Source organism: Streptomyces deserti, from assembly GCF_054782695.1.
Genome location: NZ_BAAGRZ010000016.1, coordinates 53,157 through 77,467, shown reverse-complemented (window position 1 = coordinate 77,467; position 24,311 = coordinate 53,157). Strand labels below are relative to the sequence as shown.

Sequence of the window (24,311 nt, the reverse complement as noted above, 5' to 3'; positions counted from 1 at the left end):
GGACGACGTGCCGGTGCTCGTCGTCGACGGCGCACGGGACATCCGGCCGCGTTCCGCGGTGGACTCGCTGGAGCGGGCCCTGCCGCGCGTGACCCGGGTGGTGTTCCAGGAGGCCGGGCACCTGCCGCGGGTCGAGCACCCCGAGGGCTTCCGGGAGGGGCGGTGGCAGGGGCCCTCACGGGCTGACGTGCCGGCCGAGGAAGTCGCCGATCAGCGACGCGATCCGGTCCGCGTGCGTCTCCAGCGCGAAGTGCCCCGTGGGCAGCAGGTGCACCTCCGCATTCGGCAGGTCCCGCTGGAAGGCGAGCGCGCCGGCCGGGACGAAGATCTCGTCGTGGGCGCCCCAGGTGGCCAGGAGCGGGACCTGGCTGGTGCGGAAGTAGTCCTGGAAGGCCGGGTAGAGGGCGAAGTTGGCGCCGTAGTCGGAGATCAGGGCCAGCTGGATCTCCGTCTGGCCGGGGCGGGCGAGCAGCGCCGCGTCGTGTTCGTACGCGTCCGGGCTGACCAGGGTCGGGTCCGGAACGCCGTGCAGGTACTGCCACTTGATGCCGTCGAGGGTGTAGATCTCGCGTACCGGCGCCTCGGTCTGGGGCGTCCGCCCGGCGAGCAGCGCGAGCACCGGCGCCCAGGCCTCCTGCCCCAGCCCCTCCTCGTAGGCGTTGCCGTTCTGCGTGACGATCGCGCTCACGCGCTCCGGGTGGGCGAGGGCGAGGCGCAGGCCGATGGGGGCGCCGTAGTCCTGGATGTACAGGGCGAACTCCGTCAGGCCCAGCTGCTCGGTGAACTCCCCGGTGACGGCGGCCAGTTCGTCGAAGGTGTACGGGAACTCCGCCGGGGCGGGGGTCGCCGAGCGGCCGAAGCCGATGTGGTCGGGGGCGATCAGCCGGTACCGATGGGCGAGGAGCGGGATCAGGTCGCGGAACATGTGCGAACTGGTCGGGAAGCCGTGCAGGAGCAGCAGGACCGGGGCGTCGGCCGGGCCCGCCTCGCGGTAGTACACCTCGTGGCCGCGGACCGTGGTGGTGCGGTGGTGGGTGGGCATGACCGGCGTCCCTTCTAACCCGTGAATCGCACTTTGGTGGTTGCGGTGGTGAGTGCATCACGGATGCCTGCAACCGGTCAAGCTGCTTTAGGCGGTTAGGCGGTTAGGCGGTTAGGCGGTCAGGTGGGGTGCCACCAGCACGATCCCGCCCCTCGTGCGCCCCGCCTCCCCCAGCTCATGTGCCTTCGCCGCCTCCGCGAACGGCAGCATCACCGCCACGTGGAGCCGGATGCGCCGGTCGGCGAGCAGGGAGGCGATCTTGGTCAGGCGCTCCCCCGAGGGGTTCGCCTCGACGACGGCGAAGCGCAGGCCGCGGGCCTCCGCGTCCTCGGGGGACAGGCCCAGGTCGGCGGGCACGGCTGAGAGCAGGATGCCGTTCGGGTGCAGGGTGTTCAGGGTGCGCGGGCCGTGGTCGCCGCCGATCAGGTCCAGGGCGGCGTCGACGTCGTGCACGGCTTCGGCGAAGTCGGTGGTCGTGTCGTCGACGAGTTCGTCGGCGCCCAGCTCGCGCAGGAAGTCGTGGTCCTCGGCGCGTGCGGTGCCGATGACGTACGCGCCCTGCGCCTTGGCCAGCTGGGCCGCCGCGTGTCCGCTGCCGGAGGCCGCCGCGTGGATCAGCACCCGGCTGCCCGGGCCGACCCGGGCGATGTCGATCAGGGCCTGCCAGGCGAGGAGGGCCGGCGTCGGGGCGGCGGCCGCGTGGACGTGGTCCAGTGAGGGCGGCTTGGCGGCGAAGTGCCCGGCGGGCGCGGTGACGTGCGTGGCGTGGCCGCCGCCCTCGACCCGGCCGAACACCTCGTCGCCGGGCCGGAACCGCGTGACGCCCGCCCCGACCGCCTGCACCACCCCGGACACGTCCTGCCCGAGCGTGAACGGCGGCTCGCCGTACAGCGGGGCGGCCCCCGAACGCGCCAGCCAGTCCGCCGGGTTGACGCCGGCCGCGTGGACGTGGAGCAGGATCTCACCGGGGGCGGGCTCCGGACATGGCCGTTCCGCGAGCTCCAGGACCTCCGGTTCGCCGAAGCGGTGCTGGGTGATCACCTGGGTGCGGGGGTGTTCCGTCGTCATCGGGTCTCCCTCCCGAAGCCGGACCCTTCCATCCTGCTCGCATACTGAGGCGATGACCACCCGACTGCGCACCGCCCACACCGCCGACCTCAGCCCCGCCGAACTCCGCGCCGTCCGTGCCCTCCTGGACGCCGCCTTCGACGGCGACTTCGGCGACGAGGACTGGGACCACGGCCTCGGCGGCATGCATGCCCTGGTCGAGGACCACGCCGGGCTCGCCGCGCACGGGGCGGTCGTCATGCGCCGGGTGCGGCACCGCGGGCGGTGGCTGCGGCTCGGCTACGTCGAGAACGTCGCCGTACGGGCCGACGTGCGCCGCACCGGACTCGGCGGCCGGGTGATGGCCGAGCTGGAACGCGTCGTCGACCGCGCCTACGACCTCGGCGCCCTCTCCGCCAGCGACGACGGCGCCCGGCTCTACACCGGCCGTGGCTGGCAGCTGTGGAGCGGCCAGGTGCACGCCCTCAGCCCCGAGGACGGCATCGTCCGCCTGCCGGAGGAGGAGGGCAGTACGTACGTCCGCCCCGCCCTCGCCGGTCCGCTCGACCCCGCCCGCGAACTGCTCTTCGACTGGCGCGACGGCGACGTCCTGTAAGTATCTGCGCAGCTCAGCGCTGTGTGAGCCACTGCACTGTCTCAGATAGTAGGAAGTCCGAGTAATTGTGGAGACAGACGCCCCGGCCTGCCTTACGTTTGTAGGAGCCGAACGTCTCGCTCGATCAAGCGAATGGCGGTCGTGAGCCGGGCCCCGTGCAGGCAACCCCTGCGGCACCGCTCCCCGCCCCATCCGGCGTCTCACAGCCCTTTTCCGCACTCCAGGTTCTCGAAGGAGTCGATTTCCCATGGCCGAGACGACCGTCCGCCGCCGAGTCCGTCACGTCTCCCGTACGAGCGAGTCCGACCGCAAGCAGGCCGCCGCCGCCCTCCAGCGCGCTCTCGACCGCCGGGACAACGGCGGCGCGACCGGCCACTGAGCGCCGGAAAACGCACCTGCCGGAAACCCACCTGCCGGAAACCCACCTGCCGGGAGCCGCACCCGCGGGGCGCGGTGCGGGGCGCTATGCCCCGCGCCGCACCTCGAAGTGGTCGATCCGCTCGCCGCTCTGCGCCAGCGCCGACACCTTCAGCCGCGGAGCGCTGCCGCCGACCGCCTCCACCGCGAGGAAGGAGAAGCCCCGGTAGCGCACCCGGGACCACTCCACGGACTCCGCCCTGGCGAGCCGTGACCTCGTCCACCGGAAGGTGTCCACCGCCTCGCGGTCGGCGACGTTCCCCTCGTAGCTCTCCTTCACGCCCGCCGGAAAGCCGTACAGGTCCTTCCCGCCGCCGCCCGCGGTGACGTACACGATCCCGTCCCGCCCGGGATCCGTCGACCCGCCGATGGGCACCGGCCTGCCGACCTCGCCGTTCTTGATCGCGTCGGTGCGCTCGTACACGTGGTTGTGCCCGTTGATCACCAGGTCCACCCGGTGCTTCGTGAACAGCGGCAGCCACGCGGCGCGCACCCCGCCGTCGGAGGCGTGCGACGACGTCGAGTACGCGCAGTGGTGGAAGAAGACGACCACGAAGTCGACGTCCCGCGACGCCCGCAGTTCACCGAGCGTCCGGTCCAGCCACCTGGTCTGCCTGCCCTCCGTGTAGCCGAAGTTGGCGGGGATCTCGTACGACACGTCGTTGGCGTCCAGCGCGACCACGCCGACGTTGCCGTACGTGAACGCGTACACGCCCGGCGCCGTGCGCGGGTCGAAGCCGCTGTCCGGCAGGGAGAACCGGGCGAGTTGGCCGCCGTAGCCGTCGGGGGAGTACCAGGCCTCCATGTCGTGGTTGCCGGTCGTCACCATCCAGGGCACCGAACGCGCCACCGGCTCGGTCTGCTTGAGGAACAGGTCCCACCGCGTGGCGTCGAACGCGTCCGACTCCTTGCCCTTGCCGGTGGGGTTCGCGTAGCAGATGTCGCCGGCGTGCAGGTGGAAGGCCGGGTTCTGGCGCAGCAGCACGGGATTGTTGGCCGCCGCCTCCCTGCCGACCCCCTGGTCGCCGAACGCGGTGAACACGAAGCGCTCCGGCGGACTCGCCGGTGCCGTGCGGAAGGAGTGGATGGCCGACCGGTGCTGCGGGGACGCGGGGTCGTAGCCCTCGTGGCCGACGCCGTAGTAGTACGTCGTGCCGGGCCGCAGGCCGTCCAGGGCCGCGTGCAGGTAGTACTGCTCGACCGCCGGACGTACGCCCTTCAGCTCCGGGGTGTGCAGGTCGCGCAGCTCCGCCTCCACTGTGCGGCCCAGGTCGTCGGGGCGCAGACCGATGCGGACGTACGGCTTCCGCACCGCGAGCGGCACCTGCCAGGAGATCCGCATCTGCGTCCTGGGGTCGGCGCCGAAGGCGAGGTGCCGGCCGAAGGGGGTGACGAAGGAGCCGGGGGCCTTGGACGTGGCCGGTGACGGACTCCTGGTCGCCGTACCGCTCGCACCCGGTCCCGAACCGGAACAGCCGGTCAGCAGCCCGCCCGCCACCATGCCCGCCGTCACCAGCGTGCGGCGCCGGGACAGGCGGGCGCGCAGGTACTCGTGCTGCTCCGCCATGCTCATCCGGCGCGCGAGCCGGGGCGGGATGCCGAAGTCGGGGATCTCCATGGAAGGGAACTTCCCAGCGAACGCCAACACCCGCCCCACGCATGGGTGAACGGCAGCCGACACCCTGGCGTGGCCTGTCCGCATCGCGGACAATGCGTGTCATCCCATGGGACGAGGAGTAGGGTGCCCGGCATGTCTCGCAGCATCAATCTCGCAGTGATCCCCGGTGACGGCATCGGCCAGGAGGTCGTGGCCGAAGGTCTCAAAGTCCTCTCCGCCGTCCTTCCGCAGGATGTGAAGCTGGAGACCAAGGAGTACGACTTCGGCGCGCAGCGCTACCACGCCACCGGTGAGACCCTCACCGACGCCGATCTCGACGCCCTGAAGAAGCACGACGCCATCCTGCTCGGTGCCATCGGCGACCCGTCGGTCCCCTCCGGCGTCCTGGAGCGCGGCTTCCTGCTCAAGCTCCGCTTCGCCTTCGACCACCACGTCAACCTGCGGCCGAGCAAGCTGCTGCCGGGTGTGGCCACCCCGCTCGCCGGCCAGCCGGAGATCGACTTCATCGTCGTCCGCGAGGGTACCGAGGGCCCGTACACCGGCAACGGCGGCACCATCCGCAAGGGCACCCCGCACGAGGTCGCCACCGAGGTCTCCGTCAACACGGCCTTCGGTGTCGAGCGCGTGGTGCGCGACGCCTTCGCCCGCGCCCAGGCCCGCCCGCGCAAGAAGCTGGCGCTGATCCACAAGAACAACGTGCTGACCTTCGCGGGTCACCTGTGGACGAACATCTTCAACAAGGTGGCCGAGGAGTACCCCGAGGTCACCACCGAGTACATGCACGTCGACGCGGCGACGATCTACCTCGTCACGCAGCCCGAGCGGTTCGACGTGATCGTCACCGACAACCTCTTCGGCGACATCATCACCGACCTCGCCGCGGCCGTCTCCGGCGGCATCGGTGTCGCGGCCTCCGGGAACATCAACCCGAGCGGCGAGTTCCCGTCCATGTTCGAGCCGGTGCACGGCTCGGCCCCGGACATCGCCGGCCAGGGCAAGGCCGACCCCACCGCCACGGTCCTGTCCGTCGCCCTGCTGCTGCGCCACCTCGGCCACGAGGCCGAGGCCGCCCGCATCGAGGACGCGGTCTCCGCCGACCTCGCGGAGCGCGGCGGCAAGCCCGCCCGCAGCACCTCGGAGATCGGCGACGCGCTCGCCGTACGAGTAGCCGGCTGACCCTCCCAGAGCCTTACGAGCCTGGGGGGACGGACCCCCAGGCTCCTCGAAGTACTCGAAGCCGCCGGGTCATCAGGCATCCGGCGGCTTCCCCATGTGTCCGCCGGGTGTCACCATCAACCATCCGGACCGCGTTCACGCCGATTTCTTCCGCGGACTCCGCTTGCGATAATCGAACGCGGAGCCGCCGAATGAGGGAATGCTCGGACGTCCTAGCACTGGCCACTGGCAGTACGGGCGTGAGCGCGGCCCGTCACTACAACCGGTGAAGGACATCAACCCATGACGACGCCCACGATCGAGCTCAAGCCCTCCGCCAGCCCGCTCTCCGACGCAGAGCGCGAGGCGATTCTGGCCAACCCCGGGTTCGGCCGCCACTTCACCGACCACATGGTGACGATCAAGTGGACGGAAGGCCGGGGCTGGCACGACGGACAGCTCGTCCCGTACGCGCCGATCTCCCTCGACCCGGCCACCACGGTCCTGCACTACGCGCAGGAGATCTTCGAGGGCCTGAAGGCCTACCGCCAGCCCGACGGCTCGGTCGCGACCTTCCGCCCGGAGAAGAACGCCGAGCGCTTCCAGCGCTCCGCGCGCCGCCTGGCGATGCCCGAGCTGCCGGTCGAGACGTTCATCGAGGCGTGCGACGCCCTGGTGAAGCAGGACAAGGCGTGGGTGCCGGCGCACGGCGGCGAGCAGTCCCTCTACCTGCGCCCGTTCATGATCGCCACCGAGGTCGGGCTGGGTGTGAAGCCCGCCAACGAGTACCTGTTCCTGGTCATCGCCTCCCCGGCCGGCGCCTACTTCCCGGGCGGCGTCAAGCCGGTCTCCATCTGGGTCTCCGAGGACCGCGTCCGCGCCGTCCCCGGCGGCATGGGCGACGCCAAGACCGGCGGCAACTACGCGGCCTCCCTGCTCGCCCAGGCCGAGGCCGCCACCAAGGGCTGCGACCAGGTCTGCTACCTCGACGCCGTGGAGCACCGGTGGGTCGAGGAGCTCGGCGGCATGAACCTGTACTTCGTCTACGGCGACAAGATCGTCACGCCGTCGCTGACCGGCTCCATCCTGGAGGGCGTCACCCGCGACTCCCTCCTCACCGTCGCCCGCGACCTCGGCTACGAGGCCGAGGAGGGCCGTGTCTCCGTCGACCAGTGGCAGCGCGACTCGGAGAACGGCACCCTCACCGAGGTCTTCGCCTGCGGCACGGCCGCCGTCATCACCCCGGTCGGCACGGTCAAGCGGGCCGGCGCCGAGTGGCAGCAGTCGGGCGGCGAGCCCGGCGAGGTCACCCTGCGCCTGCGCCAGGCCCTCCTCGACATCCAGCGCGGCACGGCCGAGGACAAGCACGGCTGGATGCACAAGCTGGGTTAGCCTTCGCCGCCGCTGACGCTCAGGGCCGCCCCGGACTCGGTGTCCGCGGCGGCCCCGGCGCGTTCCCGGGCGGGCGTCAGCAGCAGGTAGACCACCCCGCCGACGGCCCCCGACAGCAGGAAGCTGCAGTCCACCCCGCCGGTCCACGCCAGCAGCGGACCCTCGTACGACGGCAGGGCCACCGCGAGCAGGCCGACCAGTGCGCCGAGCGCCCAGGACACCGTGGCGGGGATGTTCCAGCCGGCCGTGTACCAGTAGATCCCGCCCCGCGAACGGCGGTTGAAGACCTGGAGCGCGTCGGCGTCGTACACCCCGCGGCAGCGGGCGAAGCCGATGAGGGTGATGACCGCCCACGGGGTGCCGATCGCCGTCAGCAGCAGTACGAACGACGTCATCGCCTCCTGGGCGCTGGACGCGTAGTGGCCGGCGAAGACGCAGGCCGTGGCCACCACGGCGACCGTGTACGTGGCCGTGGCGCGGGAGACGCGCGGCACGATGGCGTCCAGGTCGAGGCCCATCGAGTACAGCATCAGCCCCGCGTTGCCGACCGAGCCCGCGGAGGCCGCGAGCAGCAGCGGGACCAGGTACCAGGCGGGGGCCGCGTCGACCAGCGGGTCCGCGTAGTCGAGGGCCGCACGGGCCGCGTACGACGTGAACGTGCCGAACAGCTGCGGCACCAGCAGCCCCAGCATCAGGCCCAGCCAGGTCGCGTGCAGGACGCGGCGGGAGGAGTGGCGGGCCGGGGAGATGTAGCGGGTGTAGTCGCCGAGGAGGGTGATGAAGGCGACCGGGCCGGACAGCCCGGCGGCCACCATCGCCAGGAACCAGGTCGGCCAGAACCCGCCCAGCAGATAGCCGCCCGCCTCCGGCAGCGCACCGGTCGTGAAGTCCGGGGCGTACGCGATCAGCCCCAGCACCAGCAGGGCCGTCATCCCGAACGCCAGGACGCGGGACATCGCGAGCAGCACCCGGTAGCCGTACACCGCGCCCGCGACCGTCGCCGCCGCGAGCAGCCCGTAGACGAGGCCGTACGACACTCCGCTCGCCGGCAGCCCGACCAGCCGGCCCAGCACGCTCACCATCACGTCGCCGCCGATCCACACGGTCAGCGCGGTGTAACCGAGTGCCAGCAGCAGCCCGACCACCGAGCCGACGAGCCGGCCGCGCACGCCGAACTGGGCGCCGGAGGACGTGGACAGGTTGGTCGCCGTGCGCAGCGAGATCAGCGCCAGCGGGGCCGTCAGGGCCGTGCCCGCCACCGTGCCGACGACGACCGCGCTGACCGACGCCCACCAGTCCAGTCCGAAGGACGGCGGCAGCCAGCCGAAGACGATCACGCCCAGGCAGAGGTTGGAGCCCAGCAGGATCGACACGAGATCGCGTGGCCCGCTCGTGCGCTCCTCCTCGGGGATGGTGTCGACTCCGCGCTGTTCTATCGGCATGGCCGGTCTCCTTCGCCTCGGAAATTAGAGCGCCGTTCAATCTGGTGTTGCCCGCGCTCGCTCGTCAATGGTTCCGCCGAAAGAATCCGAGGTTAGAGTGATGCTCTAATGTGTGGGAGGCAAGGAGGTGCCCGCGTCATGAGACTGACCCCCACGGAACGTGACCGGCTGCTGCTCTTCGGAGCCGCCGAACTGGCCCGCGCCCGCCGGGCCAGAGGGCTCAGGCTGAACGTCCCCGAGGCGACCGCGCTCATCGCGGACACCGTGTGCGAGGCCGCCCGCGACGGCGCCCGGCTGGCCGAGGCGATCGAGCGCGCCCGGTCGGTGCTCGGACCGGACGACGTCCTGCCGGGTGTCGCGGACGTGGTCACCGAGGTGCACGTCGAGGCCGTCTTCGACGACGGTTCGCGGCTCGCGGTCGTCTCCGACCCGATCACCGGCGGCGGGCTGGGGGAGCGGGGCCCGGGTGCGCTGCTGCCGGGGCCGGAGCACGCCGAGCCCGAGGCGGCGGTGCGGCTGACGGTCACGAACACCGCGACCGTCCCTGTCTCGGTCACCTCCCACTTCCACTTCTTCGAGGCCAACCCGCGGCTCGACTTCGACCGCGGCCGGGCCTACGGGATGCGGCTCGCCGTCCCCGCCGGATCCTCCGTCCGTTTCGGGCCCGGCGAGCGCGTCGAGGTCGGGCTGGTGCCGATCGGGGGCGAGCGGGTCGCGATCGGGTTCGCGGGGCTCGTCGACGGGCCGCTGGACGCGCCGGGCGCGCGGGAAGAGGCCCTGCGCAGGGCTGTGGCCTGCGGATATCTGGGAGCGTGAGATGGATCCTCATGAGTACGCCTCGGTGCACGGCCCTCGGGCCGGCGACCGTGTCCGGCTCGGTGACTCGGGTCTGGTGATCCGTGTCGAGTCCGATGCCCAGCGGTACGGCGACGAGTTCCTCGCCGGGTTCGGCAAGACCGCCCGCGACGGGCTGCACCTGAAGGCGGCGGCCGTCCGGGAGACCTGTGACGTCGTCATCAGCAACGTCGTCGTGATCGACGCCGTGCAGGGCGTCCGGAAGGTGTCCATCGGGATCAGGGAGGGCCGGATCTGCTCGATCGGGCGGGCCGGGAACCCCGACACCCTCGACGGCGTGGACGTCGTGGTCGGCACCGGCACGTCGATCGTGTCCGGCGAGGGCCTGATCGCCACCGCCGGGGCCGTCGACACCCACGTCCACCTGCTGTCGCCACGGATCATGGAGGCCTCGCTGGCGTCCGGGGTGACCACGATCATCGGGCAGGAGTTCGGGCCGGTGTGGGGCGTCGGCGTCAACTCGCCGTGGGCGCTGCGGCACGCGTTCAACGCCTTCGACGCGTGGCCCGTCAACATCGGCTTCCTCGGGCGGGGTTCGTCGTCGCACGCGGCCCCGCTGATCGAGGCGCTGGCCGAGGGCGGCGCGTCCGGCTTCAAGGTGCACGAGGACATGGGCGCGCACACGCGTGCGCTGGACACCGCGCTGCGCGTCGCCGAGGAGCACGATGTCCAAGTCGCCCTGCACAGCGACGGGTTGAACGAGTGCCTGTCCGTCGAGGACACCCTGCGCGTCCTCGAGGGCCGCACCATTCACGCCTTCCACATCGAGGGCTGCGGCGGCGGACATGTGCCGAACGTCCTGAAGATGGCGGGCGTGCCGAACGTCATCGGCTCCTCCACCAACCCCACCCTGCCCTTCGGCCGGGACGCCGTCGCCGAGCACTACGGCATGATCGTCTCCGTCCACGACCTGAAGACCGACCTGCCGGGCGACGCCGCCATGGCCCGCGACCGCATCCGCGCCGGGACCATGGGCGCCGAGGACGTGCTGCACGACCTGGGCGCGATCGGCATCACCTCGTCGGACGCGCAGGGCATGGGGCGGGCCGGGGAGACGGTCCGCCGCACCTTCGCCATGGCCGGGAAGATGAAGGCCGAGTTCGGCGCCCCCGACGACCACGACAACGAACGGGTCCTGCGCTACATCGCCAAGCTGACCATCAACCCCGCCCTCGCGCACGGCCTCGCGCACGAGGTCGGCTCCATCGAGGTCGGCAAGCTCGCCGACATCGTGCTGTGGCGGCCGGAGTACTTCGGCGCCAAGCCGCAGCTCGTCCTCAAGGCCGGCTTCCCGGCGTACGGCGTGGTCGGCGACCCCAACGCGGCGACGGACACGTGCGAACCCCTGGTGCTGGGGCCGCAGTTCGGCGCGCACGGCGCCACCCCGGCCGACATCTCCGTCGCCTTCGTCGCGCAGGCCGCGCTCGACCAGGGCAACGACACGATGCCGACCCGCCGCCGCAGGGTCGCCGTGCGCGGCACCCGCGGCATCGGCCCGGCCGACCTGCGCCTCAACTCCCGTACCGGAAGCGTCGACGTCGACCAGCGCACCGGCCTGGTCACCCTCGACGGCGAACCGCTGCGCTCCGAGCCCGCCGAGTCCGTCTCCCTCAACCGCCTGTACTTCCTCTAAGGACCCCGCCATGAACACGCCTGCCGCCGACGGCTTCCGCATGCCCGCCGAGTGGGCCCCGCACGAGCGCACCTGGATGGCGTGGCCGGGCCCCAACCCCACCTTCGACGACGCCGAGGACCTGGCCGCCGCCCGTATCGCCTGGGCCGCGGTGGCCCGGGCGGTCCGCCGCTTCGAGCCGGTGACGGTGGTGTGCGGCCCCGGACAGTCGGCCGAGGCGCGGGGCCTGCTGGGCGAGGGCGTCGAGACCGTGGAACGCGACCTCGACGACGCCTGGATGCGCGACATCGGGCCCACGTTCCTGACGAACGGGCATGAACTGGCCGCCGTCGACTGGACGTTCAACGGCTGGGGCGCCCAGGACTGGGCCCGCTGGGAGCACGACGCCAAGATCGCCGCGCACGTCTCGGACCTCGCGGGGGCGCGGACGTACACCTCGCGGCTCGTGAACGAGGGCGGCGGGATCCACGTCGACGGCGAGGGGACCGTCCTGCTGACCGAGACCGTGCAGCTCGGCCCCGAGCGCAACCCCGGCTGGACGAAGGAGCAGGTCGAGGCGGAGATCCACGCCCATCTGGGCACCCGCAAGGCGATCTGGCTGCCGCGCGGCCTGACCGGCGACTACCCCCCGTACGGCTACGGCACCCTCGGCCACGTCGACATCGTCGCCGCCTTCGCCCGCCCCGGAGTGGTGGTCGCGCACGCGCAGCCGGACCCGGCCCACCCCGACCACGAGGTGACCAAGGAGGTCATCGGCCTGCTGAAGGCGCAGACGGACGCGCGGGGCCGCCGCCTGGAGGTCGTCGAGGTCCCCGCCCCGACCGTCCTGGAGGCCGACGGCCACTGGGCCGACTACTCGTACATCAACCACTACGTCTGCAACGGCGGCGTCGTGCTGTGCGGCTTCGACGACCCGCGCGACGAACTCGCGGCCGGCATCTTCCGCCGTCTCTTCCCCGAGCGGACGGTGACCCTGGTGGACGCCCGGACGATCTTCGCCGGCGGGGGCGGCATCCACTGCATCACGCAGCAGCAGCCGAAGGCCGGCGTCAGGTAGAACGTACGGGTGAACGTACTGCTCCGCGCGGCCTGCGGTCGCCGCCTGACCGAGCCCGTCCGGGTCCTCGACGCGATGCCCGGGGAGGCCGGCGCGTGACCCGCAGGCGCAACACCGCCCCGCCCCGCGAGGACGTCCTCGCCACCGCCATGGAGATGATCGCCGAGCGCGGTCTGGAGCAGCTCACCATGGCGGCGCTGGGCCGCGAGGTCGGCATGAGCAGCGGCCATCTCCTCTATTACTTCCACTCCAAGGACGAACTGCTGCTGCAGACCCTGGAGTGGAGCGAGGGCCGCCTCGGCGCCGAACGCGGCCGCCTGCTCACCCGCCCCGCCACGGCCCGCGAACGCCTCGACGCCTACGTCGACCTGTACGTCCCCGACGGCCACGGCGACCCGCACTGGACCCTGTGGCTGGAGGTCTGGAACCGCTCGAAGAACGCCGACGACGACGCCCGCGACCGGCAGGCCGCCATCGAGGGCGCCTGGCACCGAGACCTGGTCGCCCTGCTCGCCGAGGGCATCTCCCGCGGCGAGTTCCGGGCCGTCGACCCGGACCGCTTCGCCGCCCGCCTGCGGGCGCTCCTGGACGGCTTCTCCATCCACGTGGCGATCGGCCTGCGCGGCACGGACCGGGCACAAGTCCTCGGCCACGTACGGGACTTCCTGACGGACAGCCTCCTCGCGGACACCTGAGCGCACGTCACCTACCGGAGCCGGAACCGGAGCCGCGGCCGGCGGACGGGTGGCTCGGGCCGGTCGACGTCCACCTCCGCGACCTGCGCACCGGCACCACCCGTCTGGTCAGCGCGTCCGTCGCCGGAGGGTCCGTGACCAACGCCGCCGTGGCGGTCTCCTCGGTGAGCGCTGGAGGCAGGCACGTCGGCCTCGGCGGCGACTCCGCCCGGCTCGCCCCGGGCGACACCGACGCAAGCCGCGACGGCATCGTCCGCCACCTGCGATGATCACGCAGCTGCTCGCATCCTGAGACGGACGGTGAGCACGGGGGCAGGTTGTGCCAGACTGCCTCCGTGCTCTCGTTCGCCACGATTATTGGCAGCAGGCGCGCCGGTCCGCAGTGACCGTCACGTACGACCAGGTACGGGCGGACACCGTCGTCCTCGACCCGCGCGCAGACCTCTCGCACCCGCGAGAGGTTTTTCGTATTTCTGGCCCACCCACAGCCGGAGGCGAGAGCGCGAGGGACCATGAGTGGACGGTGGAGCCGGTCATTCCGGTAGACCGAGATCCAACACAGGAGCCTTCACGACCATGACGGAAACCAGCGAGCTCGACGACTCGTTCCACGTCTTCGACACGACCCTGCGCGACGGCGCCCAGCGGGAGGGCATCAACCTCACCGTCGCCGACAAGCTGGCCATCGCGCGGCACCTGGACGACTTCGGTGTGGGCTTCATCGAGGGCGGCTGGCCGGGCGCCAACCCCCGGGACACCGAGTTCTTCGCCCGGGCCCAGAAGGAGATCGAGTTCCGGCACGCCCAGCTGGTGGCCTTCGGCGCCACGCGCCGGGCGGGGGCGAAGGCGGCGGAGGACCCGCAGGTCAAGGCACTGCTGGACTCGGGCGCCCCGGTCATCACCCTGGTCGCCAAGTCCCACGACCGCCATGTGGAACTGGCCCTGCGCACCACCCTCGACGAGAACCTGGAGATGGTCCGCGACACCGTCTCCTACCTGCGCTCCCAGGGCCGCCGCGTCTTCGTCGACTGCGAGCACTTCTTCGACGGTTACCGCGCCAACCCGGAGTACGCGAAGTCCGTGGTCCGTACGGCCGCCGAGGCCGGCGCCGACGTGGTGATCCTGTGCGACACCAACGGCGGCATGCTCCCGGCGCAGGTCCACGCCGTGGTCTCCACCGTCCTGGCCGACACCGGCGCCCGCCTCGGCATCCACGCCCAGGACGACACCGGCTGCGCGGTCGCCAACACCCTCGCGGCCGTGGACGCGGGCGCCACCCACGTGCAGTGCACGGCCAACGGCTACGGCGAGCGCGTCGGCAACGCCAACCTGTTCCCCGTCGTGGCGGCCCTGGAGCTGAAGTACGGCAAGAAGGTCCTCCCCGAGGGCCACCTGCGCGAGATGACCCGCATCTCGCACGCCATCGCCGAGGTCGTCAACCTCACCCCCTCCACGCACCAGCCCTACGTCGGCGTCTCCGCCTTCGCGCACAAGGCCGGCCTGCACGCCTCCGCGATCAAGGTCGACCCGGACCTGTACCAGCACATCGACCCCGAGCTGGTCGGCAACACCATGCGGATGCTGGTCTCCGACATGGCGGGCCGTGCCTCCGTCGAGCTCAAGGGCAAGGAACTCGGCATCGACCTCGGTGGCGACCGGGAGCTGGTCGGCCGCGTCGTGGAGCGCGTGAAGGAACGCGAGCTGAAGGGCTACACCTACGAGGCCGCCGACGCCTCCTTCGAGCTCCTGCTGCGCGCTGAGGTCCACGGCCAACCGCTGCGCTACTTCGAGGTCGAGTCCTGGCGCGCCATCGTCGAGGACCGCCCCGACGGCACCCACGCCAACGAGGCCACCGTCAAGCTCTGGGCCAAGGGCGAGCGCATCGTCGCCACCGCCGAGGGCAACGGCCCGGTCAACGCCCTGGACCGTGCCCTGCGCGTGGGCCTGGAGAAGATCTACCCGCAGCTCGCCAAGCTGGACCTCGTCGACTACAAGGTCCGCATCCTGGAGGGCGTGCACGGCACCCAGTCCACGACCAGGGTCCTCATCTCCACCTCCGACGGCACCGGCGAATGGTCCACGGTCGGCGTGGCCGAGAACGTCATCGCCGCGTCCTGGCAGGCGCTGGAGGACGCCTACACGTACGGGCTGCTGCGGGCGGGGGTCGCTCCGGCGGAGTGAACGGGCTGCGAGCAGGGCGCGTCCACAGTTGAACGGGCGATGTGCCTGAGCCGGACGCGGGTCGGGCATGCACCGGTCCGCGGGTGAAGCCTTGACGGGTCGCGGGACGCCGTTCCGGCTCGGCCTGTTCGAGAGGCCGTGCGCGGACACCTCCGGCGCCTCGCGGATCGGGTCCGCCGCGCACCGGGCCGTGGTGCACAAGTGCCGATCAACGTCGGGGACGCCTCGTACGACCCGCAGTTCCCGTACGGCTGGGTCCGGACCATCCTGACCGAGGTCCCGGAAGGCGGCGCGGCGACCCTCAGGGCGCTCGGGCGCGGACGAGACCGGCCGGGCGGGTGCGGGAAGGCGGTGGAGAAACTGACGGCGGCGTACGAGGCCGCCTGAGGCGGACGTCCCTTGTGTCGGTCCTGGTGGGAAAGTCCCCACCAGGACCGATGTCTCTTCCTATGCCTTCCTATGCCGTTTCTTTGCCGATTCAGGTAGCTTCGAACCTATGAAGGCCGCGCTGGTGCGTACCCTCGTACGCCTGCTGATCGTGCCGGTCGCCGCCGTACTGGCGGCGCTGATGGTCGGTGCGCCGGGGGCGCACGCGGCCACCGACCTCTCGAAAGTCGCCGATGCGCTGCGCGAGAGCCCCGTCTACGTGGACCCGGCCGCGACCGACGTGCTGTCGGAGGCCGACGCCGACGCGCTCGCCGACAAGATCAAGGACGCGGACAGGCCCGTCTTCGTGGCGGTTCTGCCGTCCGACTACCCCACGGAGAACCTCTTCCGGAACCTGCGCACCGAGACCGGCGTCACCGGCCTGTACGGCGTCCGCCTCGGCGACGAGTTCGACGCACGCGCCGACAGCAGCGTGCTGAGCCGCCAGGCGGTGGCCAACCTGGTCACGGCCGTGCAGGACGCGGGTGACGCCAAGGCCCAGCTGAACGACTTCGTCGACGACGCGCTGCGCAACGTGGGCGGCTCGGCCCCGAGCTCCTGGACCGACGGCTCCCGCGGTGACGTGCCGGTCGGCGGGCTGATCACCGTCGGCGCGCTGCTGGCAGCCGGCGGCGCGGGAGCGTACGCGGTGGCGCGGCGCAACCGGCGCCGCCACGAGGAGGAGCAGCGCGCGGCCCTGGAGAAGCTGCGGGTGGTGGTCGACGAGGACATCACCGCCTTCGGCGAGGAACTGGACCGCCTCGACTTCCACCCCGGCGAGCCCGGCGCCGACGACGCGATGCGCGCGGACTACGAGCACGCCCTGGACGCCTACGAGCAGGCGAAGTCGCTGATGGCGGCAGCGGTGAAACCCGAGGACGTCAAGGCCGTCACCCAGGCCATCGAGGACGGCCGCTTCGCCCTCGCCGCCCTCGCCGCCCGCCGCGAGGGACGTCCGCTGCCCGAACGCCGCCCGCCCTGCTTCTTCGACCCGCGCCACGGCCCCTCGGTCGCCGACGCCACCTGGACCCCGCCGGGCGGCGCCACGCGCGAGGTCCCGGTCTGCGCGGCCGACGCCACCCGCCTGGCCGACGGCCGCGACCCGGTGATCCGCGAGGTCGACACCGAGTACGGCCGCCGCCCCTACTGGGAGGCGGGCCCGGCCTACGGCCCCTGGGCCGGCGGGTACTTCGGCGGCGGCCTCCTGCCCGGCCTCCTCATCGGCACCATGCTCGGCAGCATGATGGCCACCCCGTCCTACGCGGCCGACTACGGCGCCGGTTACGGCGACTTCGGCGGCTACGAGGGCGGCGACGTCTCCGGCGCCGACTTCAACACCGACGACTTCTCGGGCGGCTTCGGCGGTGGGGACTTCGGCGGCGGCGGTGACTGGGGCGGAGGCGGCGACTTCGGCGGCGGATTCTGACGGTTCATGCCGACCATGACGCCGGGGTACGGCGTCGGCGCGCCTGCCCGGCTGCCTTCCGGCCCGGCCGGGAACCCACCGCCGCCACCGCCGCCACGGCGAACGCCAGGGCGACCAGCCCCGCGCTGACCCACACCGGCGACCGGTATCCGAGGCCCGCCCCGATCGCCGTACCCCCGGCCCAAGGGCCCAGCGCGGCCCCCACGTTGAACGCGGCCGTCGCGAAGCCGCCGGCCAGCGTGGGAGCGCCGGGTGCCGCGTAGAGCACCTGGGAGATCAGCGTGGACCCGACGCCGAAGGACAAGGCGCCCTGTACGAAGACGAGCACCAGGGCGACGGCGGTGTTCCCGGCGCCGAGCGCGAGCAGGCACCACCCGGCGCACAGACCGGCGCCACCCCCGGCCAGGACGGGCACGGGCCGCCGATCGGCGAACGGCCCGGCGACACCGACGCCCACGAACGATCCGGCGCCGAACAGCGCGAGCACGCCGGGGACCCACGCGCTCTCCAGCCCCGTGACGTCGGTGGCGAGCGGCGCGAGATAGGTGAACGTGCAGAAGGTGGCCCCGTTCACGAGAGCGCCCAGCAGCAGGGTGACGAGCAGCCGGGGGCTGCGCAGCGACCGGAGTTCACCGCGCAGCGCGGGCGGTGCGCCGTCGGCCGCGCCGCCCGGCACGGACCGGGCCACCGCCACCAGGGCGGGCATCGACACCAGGGCCACGGCCCAGAACGCCGCACGCCAGCCCCAGAGTTGCCCGAGCGCGGCTCCGGCGGGCACCCCGACCACGCACGCCAGCGTCACTCCGCCCAGCAGCATGGACGTCGCCCGTCCCTTGGCCCCCGGCTCGACCATCCCGACCGCGGCCACCAGGGCGACGGCCAGGAACCCGGCGTTGGCGAGTGCCCCGACGACCCGCGTGGCGAGCAGCACCCCGAAGCTGTCGGTGACGCCCCCCACGACATGGACGACGAGAAACACGGTGAGGAACCCCAGCAGGGCTCCCCGCCGCGACCACCGCCGGGCGAGCCCGGCCATGAGCGGCGCACCTGCCACCATCCCCGCGGCGAAGGCGGAGGTGAGCGCCCCCGCCGCCGGTACGGACACCCCCAGATCCCGCGCGATGTCCGGCACCAGCCCGGACAGCATGAACTCGGACGTTCCCTGCGCGAACACGGCAAGGCCCAGCAGGAAAAGAGCGAACGGCATGAAGAAAACTCCGCATCCGGAAGTCGACGTCGAACACGACACGTCGGACGGCTTTCCGGCAGCGGAGCGAGAGGGCTGGTCAGCCCGGCATCACGAGCAGCCACCGGAGAGCCGGTGGCCGGAGTCTGGATGCCTCGGGGCTGTTCACGAGGTGCAGGTTAGGCGGACCCGGTAGGGCGGGTCCACCTAATTTCCCGGCGCACCATGGCGTCGGGCAAGCCGGGTCAGGTGGTGGCGGAGGCGCGAGTCCGGGGTGCGCGCGTGCCGCCGCGGTGGACGATGACGACGGCCGCGAGGCCGATCGCCAGGCCGAGGGCCGTCTGCGGGCCGAACGGCTCACCGAACATGAGGGCGCCCCAGACCGCCGTGACGGGCGCCATGAGGAACATGAGGGTGTTGACCTTCGTGACGCCCGAGCGCCGCAGGATGAGCCAGTACAGCCCGTAGCCGCCGAACGTGGACAGGGCGACCAGCCAGGCGATCGCGGCCCAGAACGAGATCTCGGCGGGCGGTCGCGCGGCTCCGGTGCTCACCGCGAGGGCGGTGAAGAGGACGGCGCTGGTGGCGCAGTGGACGGTCAGCGACACGCCGGGCGCGACGGGGGAGCCGGAGCGGCTCTCCAGGAACGTCGCCGCCACCAGCGAGAACATGCCGAGGAACGGGATGACGTAGACCCACGCGGTCACCCCGGTGCCCGCGGCGTCGGCCAGGGTGGCCACGGCCACCCCGCACACCCCCAGGCACAGGCCGAGCCACTGACGGCGGGAGACGTACTGCCGCAGCAGTGGTCCGGCGAGCGCTCCGGCGACCAGGGGCTGGACACCGTCGATCAGGGCCGTGGTGCCGCTGGAGACGCCGAGCTGGATCGCGTAGTAGACGCTGAGCAGGTAGCCGCTCTGCGACAGCACGCCGATCACGGCCTGCCGTGCGACATCCTGCGCCGTGAGGCCCCGCCAGGACGCCCGGGTGACGGCGGCAGCCGCGATCAGGACCACGGCCAGCGGCACGAACCGCCACATCAGGACCGTGAGCGCGCAGGCGCTCCCCGTGCCGAGCTTGGCGCCGATGAAGCCGGAGCTCCAGCACACCACGAAGGCGATCGAGAGAAGAACGTTCACGTCAGGTCACCACACCCACTAAACAGGTCTGTCTACCTGGGTCTGGTGCCCACTATACAGATCGGTATACTTCTGGGTATGGATGCGATGGTTGGCATGGAGGCGATGGCCGGCGCGGTTCCCGCGGAGAAGCCACGGCGGGTCACGATGACGCCCGCAGCACGCCGCGTCCTGGCGGCCGCCGCGCGGCTGTTCTACGAGCGCGGCATCCACGCCGTCGGCGTGGATCTCATCGCCGCCGAGGCGGGGGTGACGAAGAAGACCCTCTACGACCGGTTCGGCGCCAAGGAGCAGATCGTCGTGGAGTACCTCGCCGATCGCGACGAGCGCTGGCGGCAGTTCCTCGACCAGTACCTGGACGCCGCGCCACCGGCGCCGCGGGCGCGCATCCTGGCCGTCTTCGACGCCTCACGCGCGTGGGCCGCGGAGCACAGTTCCAAGGGGTGCAGCATGGTCAACGCCCACGCCGAGATCAGCGACCCCGCCCACCCGGCCCACCCGATCATCACCGGCCAGAAGGCGTGGATGCTCGCCCTGTTCACACGCCTCGCCGAGGACCTCGTGCCGGGCGGCGGCGACCGTCTCGGGCGCACCCTCATGCTGCTGCACGAGGGGGCGCTCGTCGCCCACGGCCTGCACGTCTTCCCGGACCCCCTCGCACACGCCCGCGAGCAGGCCGGCGAACTCCTCAGCCGCGCTCACCCCTCGGCGTCATGATCGTGCGGGCCAGGACGAAGGTCACCGGAATCGCCGCCATGGAGGCGAGCAGCGGGGCGTACCGGTCCCCGAAGCCCAGCACGTCGACGAGCACGTACACGCCTGCCGTCGTGACCAGGAAATTGGACGCGTTCGTCAGCGGAAAGAGCAGGAATTTCCGCCACGTCGGCCGCGTCCGGTAGGTGAACCTGGCGTTCAGGAAAAAGGACCCGATCATGCTGAGGACGGCCGCCAGAATGTGCGCGGCGAGATACGGCAGACGGTAAAGGAACAGCAGGTAAAAAGCGTAGTGCGTCATCGTGTTGACGACGCCGATCAGGGCGAAGGAAAGGACCTGGCCGCGTATCGGGCGCGCCTGTGCCGTGGCCATCAGGGAATGAGGTCCTGCGTCGTGCCGCGCGGTGCGCACTCGTCCGCCACCGCCGGTTTCACGTTGGTCTCCTTCACCAGGAAGTGCGGGCGCCCTTTCACCTCGTAGTAGATGCGGCCGGTGTACTCCCCGATGACTCCGAGCATGACCATCTGCACGCCGATGAGCGCGGTCACGACGGTGATGGTCGTGACATAGCCGGGGGTCTGCACGCCGTTGACGAGCGCGGCGCCCACGATCCACGCCGTGTAGAGCCCCGCGCACAGCAGCAGGCCCAGGCCGAGGTGGAGGGCGGCCCGCAGCGGCCGGTTGTTGAAGGAGAGCAGTCCGTCGAGCCCGTAGTCGAGCAGGGCGCGCAGGCTCCAGGAACTGCGGCCGTGTTCCCGTACGGCGTTCTCGTACTCGAAGGTGGTGCTGGGGAAGCCGACCCAGGCGAACAGGCCCTTGGAGAAGCGGTTGTACTCGGTGAGGCCGAGGACCGCGTCCACCGCGCGGCGGGACAGCAGCCGGAAGTCGCCGGCGCCGTCGACGAGTTCGACGTCGACGAGCCGGTTGACGATCTTGTAGTAGAGGCGGGCGGTGAGGGTGCGGGTGATCCGGTCGCCGGTCCGGGTGCGCCGGGCTATGACCTGGTCGTAGCCCTGCCCGCGCAGCTCCACCATGCGTGTGACCAGTTCCGGCGGATGCTGCAGGTCCGCGTCCATGACGACCACGCAGTCCCCCGAGGCGTGGCGCAGGCCGGCCAGCAGCGCCGCCTCCTTGCCGAAGTTGCGGCTGAAGGAGACGTACCGCACGCGCGGGTCGACGTCGGCCAGCCGCTGCAGGACGGCGAGGGTCCGGTCGCGGCTGCCGTCGTCGACGTACACGAACTCCATGTCGTGGCCCTGCGGCAGCAGGTCCTCGGCGACCTTGCGGACATGGTCGTGGAAGCGCTCGAGGACGTCTTCCTCGTTGTAGCAGGGCACGGCGATCGAGATGAGCATGGTTCTCTCCCCCTGGGTGCGGTCACAGAGCGCTGGTGGTGCGCTCGGGCGGTCGAGTCGTGGTCGTAGGCGGTGCCGGGCGGGGCATGACGCGCCGCCCGCGGACGGCGCCGAGGACGCCGAGCACGATCAGGGCCAGCAGTGAGGCGGCGCCCACCGCGGTGCCCAGGCGCAGACCGGGCGGGTGGAACGTGCAGGTCAGGCTGGTCGAGGAGCCGTCGAGGGGTACGGCGATCAGCCCGTAGTGCTCCCCGGCGCGTACGGCGGCACCGTCGCCCATGGCACAGCGCCACCCGGCGATCCGGGGCGCGGCGACCACGGCCGTTCCCGTGCTGCCGGGCGGGAGTTGGGCCCGGAGGGTGCCGTCGGAGACGGTGACCTCGGTCGCGCCGGTGGACGTCAGCCGGCCGGCGGCGGCGCGCAGCCGGGCGGTGTCCAGACAGCCGACCGCGCCCTCCGCCGCGACGCGGCTCGTCCGGTCGGGAGACAGCTCGATGCGCACGCGGCCGGAGGCCGGGACCCCGCCGAGCCGCTGCATCGCGGCGATCTTGGTCCCGGGGTCGGACCGGAACCGGCCGGTCGGGCCACGGGAGGCGGCACCGGCCAGCCGCGCGGTGCCCGAGAAGTGCGGCGCCCACAGGTAGACCTCGCTGCCGGCCGGGCAGCGGGCCGTGATCGCCGGGCGCCCGGCGGCGGACCCGGACGGCACCGCACGCAGGCGCAGGCCCGGCGGCGCGCCGTCGACGCGGTCCGGGGGCTGCCCGGCGCCGGTGCGCACGGTGATGCGGGGCACGGTGTAGACGCGGGAGCCCAGCAGCAGTTCCTGATTGCGGTACGGCGACACCCCGAAGCCGGAGACGCGTGCGCGGTCCGGGGCGGACGGCCGCACAGTCACCAGGGGCGGCACGTCCTGCCGGGACACGGTCACCGGGCCGCCGCCCCGCGGGTTCCAGGTCTGGTGCGGGTCCGGCGGGGAGTGCACCCGCGCACCGACGGAGAAGATCACGTCCGTGACGGCGTTGTCGAGGCTCTGCACGTTCCGGCCCCGCGAGGTCCAGCCGCCCCCGAGGGCGGTGAGCGTCCGGCTGAGCACGTCGGAGGTGAGGCTGCTGTAGTACTGGGCGCCCTGCCCGCCCACCAGCAGGGGGTCGTTGGCGACGGTCTGCTCCCGGCCCGGGTCGGTGCGGTGGCGGGGCCAGCCGTCGGCCCGCGCGACCGCCTCCGCCTGCCGCTCCTGTCGTTCCCCCCAGGGCGCGTAGTCGTCCAGCCGGGTCAGCCGCATCCGGGTCGCCGCCGCGGAGGTGGCGGCGGCCTCGCCGAGCTGCGTGCCGAGCAGCAGCGCCACGGCCAGGGCGGCCGACGCGGTACGGCGGCGGCCGACGGCAGGACGGCGGAGAGGACGGCCGACGACAGAACGACCAACGAGAGAACGACCAACGAGAGAACGGCCGACGACAGAACGTTCCACGACAGAACGGCCAACGAGAGAACGGCCAACGAGAGAACGGCCAACGAGAGAAGGGCCCACGACGGGACCGTCGGCGGCAGAACACCTGTCGTCCGTGCGGCCGAGCAGGGCGAGCACGGCCAGCCCGCCCAGCGCGCCCACGGCGGAAAGCAGCAGAAGCGGCAGGGTGAAGGGATGGTGCACCAGTTCGCTACCGCTCGCGACCGCGGTGATCAGCGCGAGCAGCGCGCCCGCCGCGCCCAGGGCGCGCAGGCCGGGCGGGCCGTACGAGAGTGAGTGCCACGCGGCGATCACCAGCAGCCCGCACAGCACGAAGGTCTGGCGGTAGGCACTGCCCTGCGGGGTGGCGAAGGCGTGCCACACCAGGTGGGTCGGGCCCCACTGCAGCGACAGCGCCACCCCGGCCACCAGCAGCGTCCAGCCCGTGCGCACCCGGCGCGGAACCGCCCGGTGGAACGGCAGGGCGAGGGCGAGCAGCAGGGCGGTGGTGCCCACGTACATGGCCGGCGTACCGAAGCTGTAGGTGGTCGGCAGCAGCCGGGCCAGCAGATCCTCCGCCGCCACCGGGTCGAACTGCCGGACCCGGCCCGGGTAGGCGTGCCGGGTGCCGAAGTACACCACCGTCACCAGGGGTGCGGCCAGGCCCACGCCGAGGGCCACGGTCAGCGCGGCACGGCCCGCCGCCGCGAGCCCCTGCCGGCGCGGCGGGCCGGCGAGGAACAGCCGGAGCAGCAGCACCAGAGCGGCGCCGAGCGTGGCCATGTACGCCGTGTAGAAGTTGGCGATCCAGACGAGCGCCACGACCAGGACGCCGAGCACCCGGCGCCGGCCGCCCGTCACCCACTCACCGACCAGGCACAGCAGGGGCAGGGCGACGAGGCCGTCGACCCACATCGGGTTGTACGAGGCGTCCGCCACGCTCCAGCCGCACAGCGCGTACGCGGCGCCCAGCAGTCCCGCCGCCCACGAGCGGCCCGGGCGCAGGGTGAGCAGCAGCCAGGCCATGGCGGCACCGGCCGACGCCGTCTTCAGCACGGTGATCACATACACCGCGAGGTCGATCTCGTCCCGTGGGAACACCGCCACGAGCAGGGCGAACGGGCTGCTGAGATACGTACCGACGTCGGGCAGGAAACTGGAGCCGAACCCGGACTGCCAGTTGACCAGGAGCCCGCCGTCGGCCCTGCCGTGCAACAGGTCCCACAGGTGCGCGTGGAACGGCACGTACTGGTTGCCCAGGTCGTTGACGCTCCGGGTGCGCGGGCCGAAGGGGTGGCTGCGGGCCATGGCGTCGGCGGCGCAGAACGCCGTGACGGTGAGAAACGCGGCGAGCAGCGCGGCTGTGGCCTTCGGCCCGGGACGAGGTATCGGTTTCACACCCTGTTCCTGTCCGGGCGGCACCGCGGGTTTCCGTGCGCCCTGTGATTTCCGGGGAATACTGGAGAA

21 protein-coding genes and 1 pseudogene are annotated in these 24,311 nt (G+C 72.1%); 13 read left to right on the top strand and 9 right to left on the bottom strand.

From position 1 onward, the window contains the following. Positions 1–175 precede the first annotated feature (175 nt). Both ACYVMZ_RS24560 and ACYVMZ_RS24555 read right to left on the bottom strand, forming a co-directional pair. Positions 176–1,042 (bottom strand): alpha/beta fold hydrolase, encoded by an 867-nt coding sequence (locus tag ACYVMZ_RS24560; protein WP_461083132.1) that lies wholly within the window; start codon positions 1,040–1,042, stop codon positions 176–178. A 111-nt stretch (positions 1,043–1,153) separates the two neighbouring features. Continuing rightward, on the bottom strand, positions 1,154–2,110 hold the full coding sequence (locus tag ACYVMZ_RS24555) for an NADP-dependent oxidoreductase (RefSeq protein ID WP_461083130.1): 957 nt from the start codon (positions 2,108–2,110) through the stop codon (positions 1,154–1,156). A gap of 52 nt (positions 2,111–2,162) precedes the next feature. Here ACYVMZ_RS24555 and ACYVMZ_RS24550 point away from each other — a divergent pair, with 52 nt between their 5' ends. Together ACYVMZ_RS24550 and ACYVMZ_RS24545 are read left to right on the top strand one after the other, a co-directional pair. Continuing rightward, complete coding sequence (locus ACYVMZ_RS24550; RefSeq protein ID WP_461083128.1) at positions 2,163–2,705, top strand: GNAT family N-acetyltransferase; 543 nt, start codon at positions 2,163–2,165, stop codon at positions 2,703–2,705. Positions 2,706–2,952: 247 nt separating this feature from the next. Further along, positions 2,953–3,084, top strand: a complete 132-nt coding sequence (locus tag ACYVMZ_RS24545) for a hypothetical protein (RefSeq protein ID WP_461083126.1) — start codon at positions 2,953–2,955, stop codon at positions 3,082–3,084. Between the two features lie 84 nt (positions 3,085–3,168). Here ACYVMZ_RS24545 and ACYVMZ_RS24540 read toward each other — a convergent pair whose 3' ends face one another. Next, positions 3,169–4,740 (bottom strand): purple acid phosphatase family protein, encoded by a 1,572-nt coding sequence (locus ACYVMZ_RS24540; RefSeq protein WP_461083124.1) that lies wholly within the window; start codon positions 4,738–4,740, stop codon positions 3,169–3,171. Between the two features lie 132 nt (positions 4,741–4,872). Between ACYVMZ_RS24540 and ACYVMZ_RS24535 the strand changes: the two genes are divergently transcribed. Together ACYVMZ_RS24535 and ACYVMZ_RS24530 are read left to right on the top strand one after the other, a co-directional pair. Continuing rightward, positions 4,873–5,916 carry a 3-isopropylmalate dehydrogenase gene (locus tag ACYVMZ_RS24535; protein ID WP_461083122.1) on the top strand — a complete coding sequence of 348 codons (1,044 nt, stop codon included), beginning with the start codon at positions 4,873–4,875 and terminating at the stop codon, positions 5,914–5,916. Between the two features lie 282 nt (positions 5,917–6,198). Next, positions 6,199–7,287, top strand: a complete 1,089-nt coding sequence (locus ACYVMZ_RS24530) for a branched-chain amino acid aminotransferase (protein WP_461083120.1) — start codon at positions 6,199–6,201, stop codon at positions 7,285–7,287. Here the strand turns inward: ACYVMZ_RS24530 and ACYVMZ_RS24525 are convergent. Further along, complete coding sequence (locus ACYVMZ_RS24525; protein ID WP_461083118.1) at positions 7,284–8,729, bottom strand: cytosine permease; 1,446 nt, start codon at positions 8,727–8,729, stop codon at positions 7,284–7,286. The genes ACYVMZ_RS24530 and ACYVMZ_RS24525 overlap by 4 nt on opposite strands. A gap of 138 nt (positions 8,730–8,867) precedes the next feature. Here ACYVMZ_RS24525 and ureA point away from each other — a divergent pair, with 138 nt between their 5' ends. The 8 genes and pseudogenes from ureA to ACYVMZ_RS24485 all read left to right on the top strand — a co-directional run bounded on the left by ureA (position 8,868) and on the right by ACYVMZ_RS24485 (position 17,002). Continuing rightward, positions 8,868–9,545, top strand: a complete 678-nt coding sequence (ureA, locus tag ACYVMZ_RS24520; RefSeq protein WP_461083116.1) for an urease subunit gamma — start codon at positions 8,868–8,870, stop codon at positions 9,543–9,545. A 1-nt stretch (position 9,546) separates the two neighbouring features. Then, entirely contained in the window at positions 9,547–11,217 is a 1,671-nt protein-coding gene (locus ACYVMZ_RS24515) for an urease subunit alpha (RefSeq protein WP_461083114.1), read from the top strand. Positions 11,218–11,227: 10 nt separating this feature from the next. Further along, a complete protein-coding gene (locus ACYVMZ_RS24510) occupies positions 11,228–12,274 on the top strand; it encodes an agmatine deiminase family protein (protein ID WP_461083112.1) in 1,047 nt (348 codons plus the stop codon). Between the two features lie 149 nt (positions 12,275–12,423). Then, positions 12,424–12,969: a TetR/AcrR family transcriptional regulator gene (locus ACYVMZ_RS24505; protein WP_461083297.1), complete on the top strand. Its 546-nt coding sequence runs from the start codon at positions 12,424–12,426 to the stop codon at positions 12,967–12,969. 134 nt (positions 12,970–13,103) lie between these two features. Beyond that, positions 13,104–13,238: a hypothetical protein gene (locus ACYVMZ_RS24500; RefSeq protein WP_461083110.1), complete on the top strand. Its 135-nt coding sequence runs from the start codon at positions 13,104–13,106 to the stop codon at positions 13,236–13,238. Positions 13,239–13,545: 307 nt separating this feature from the next. Beyond that, entirely contained in the window at positions 13,546–15,150 is a 1,605-nt protein-coding gene (gene cimA / locus ACYVMZ_RS24495; protein ID WP_461083108.1) for a citramalate synthase, read from the top strand. Positions 15,151–15,333: 183 nt separating this feature from the next. After that, a pseudogene (locus ACYVMZ_RS24490) lies at positions 15,334–15,537 on the top strand (hypothetical protein); the annotation flags it as partial. 109 nt (positions 15,538–15,646) lie between these two features. Next, entirely contained in the window at positions 15,647–17,002 is a 1,356-nt protein-coding gene (locus ACYVMZ_RS24485) for a hypothetical protein (RefSeq protein ID WP_461083106.1), read from the top strand. Positions 17,003–17,006: 4 nt separating this feature from the next. Here the strand turns inward: ACYVMZ_RS24485 and ACYVMZ_RS24480 are convergent, their stop codons facing one another. Both ACYVMZ_RS24480 and ACYVMZ_RS24475 read right to left on the bottom strand, forming a co-directional pair. Beyond that, positions 17,007–18,209, bottom strand: a complete 1,203-nt coding sequence (locus ACYVMZ_RS24480; RefSeq protein WP_461083104.1) for a Cmx/CmrA family chloramphenicol efflux MFS transporter — start codon at positions 18,207–18,209, stop codon at positions 17,007–17,009. A 224-nt stretch (positions 18,210–18,433) separates the two neighbouring features. After that, a complete protein-coding gene (locus tag ACYVMZ_RS24475) occupies positions 18,434–19,327 on the bottom strand; it encodes a DMT family transporter (RefSeq protein ID WP_461083102.1) in 894 nt (297 codons plus the stop codon). 147 nt (positions 19,328–19,474) lie between these two features. Here ACYVMZ_RS24475 and ACYVMZ_RS24470 point away from each other — a divergent pair, with 147 nt between their 5' ends. Next, positions 19,475–20,044 (top strand): TetR/AcrR family transcriptional regulator, encoded by a 570-nt coding sequence (locus tag ACYVMZ_RS24470; protein ID WP_461083295.1) that lies wholly within the window; start codon positions 19,475–19,477, stop codon positions 20,042–20,044. On the opposite strand, the gene ACYVMZ_RS24465 is transcribed toward ACYVMZ_RS24470, so the two are convergent. Genes ACYVMZ_RS24465 through ACYVMZ_RS24455 form a run of 3 tightly spaced genes read right to left on the bottom strand, consistent with a single transcriptional unit; the run spans position 20,016 to position 24,242 of the window. Beyond that, a complete protein-coding gene (locus ACYVMZ_RS24465; RefSeq protein ID WP_461083101.1) occupies positions 20,016–20,414 on the bottom strand; it encodes a GtrA family protein in 399 nt (132 codons plus the stop codon). The two genes, ACYVMZ_RS24470 and ACYVMZ_RS24465, sit on opposite strands and share 29 nt — an antisense overlap. Continuing rightward, a complete protein-coding gene (locus ACYVMZ_RS24460; protein ID WP_461083099.1) occupies positions 20,414–21,397 on the bottom strand; it encodes a glycosyltransferase family 2 protein in 984 nt (327 codons plus the stop codon). The genes ACYVMZ_RS24465 and ACYVMZ_RS24460 overlap by 1 nt, the downstream gene beginning before the upstream one ends. Positions 21,398–21,419: 22 nt before the next feature. Further along, complete coding sequence (locus tag ACYVMZ_RS24455; protein ID WP_461083097.1) at positions 21,420–24,242, bottom strand: YfhO family protein; 2,823 nt, start codon at positions 24,240–24,242, stop codon at positions 21,420–21,422. Positions 24,243–24,311: the final 69 nt, after the last annotated feature.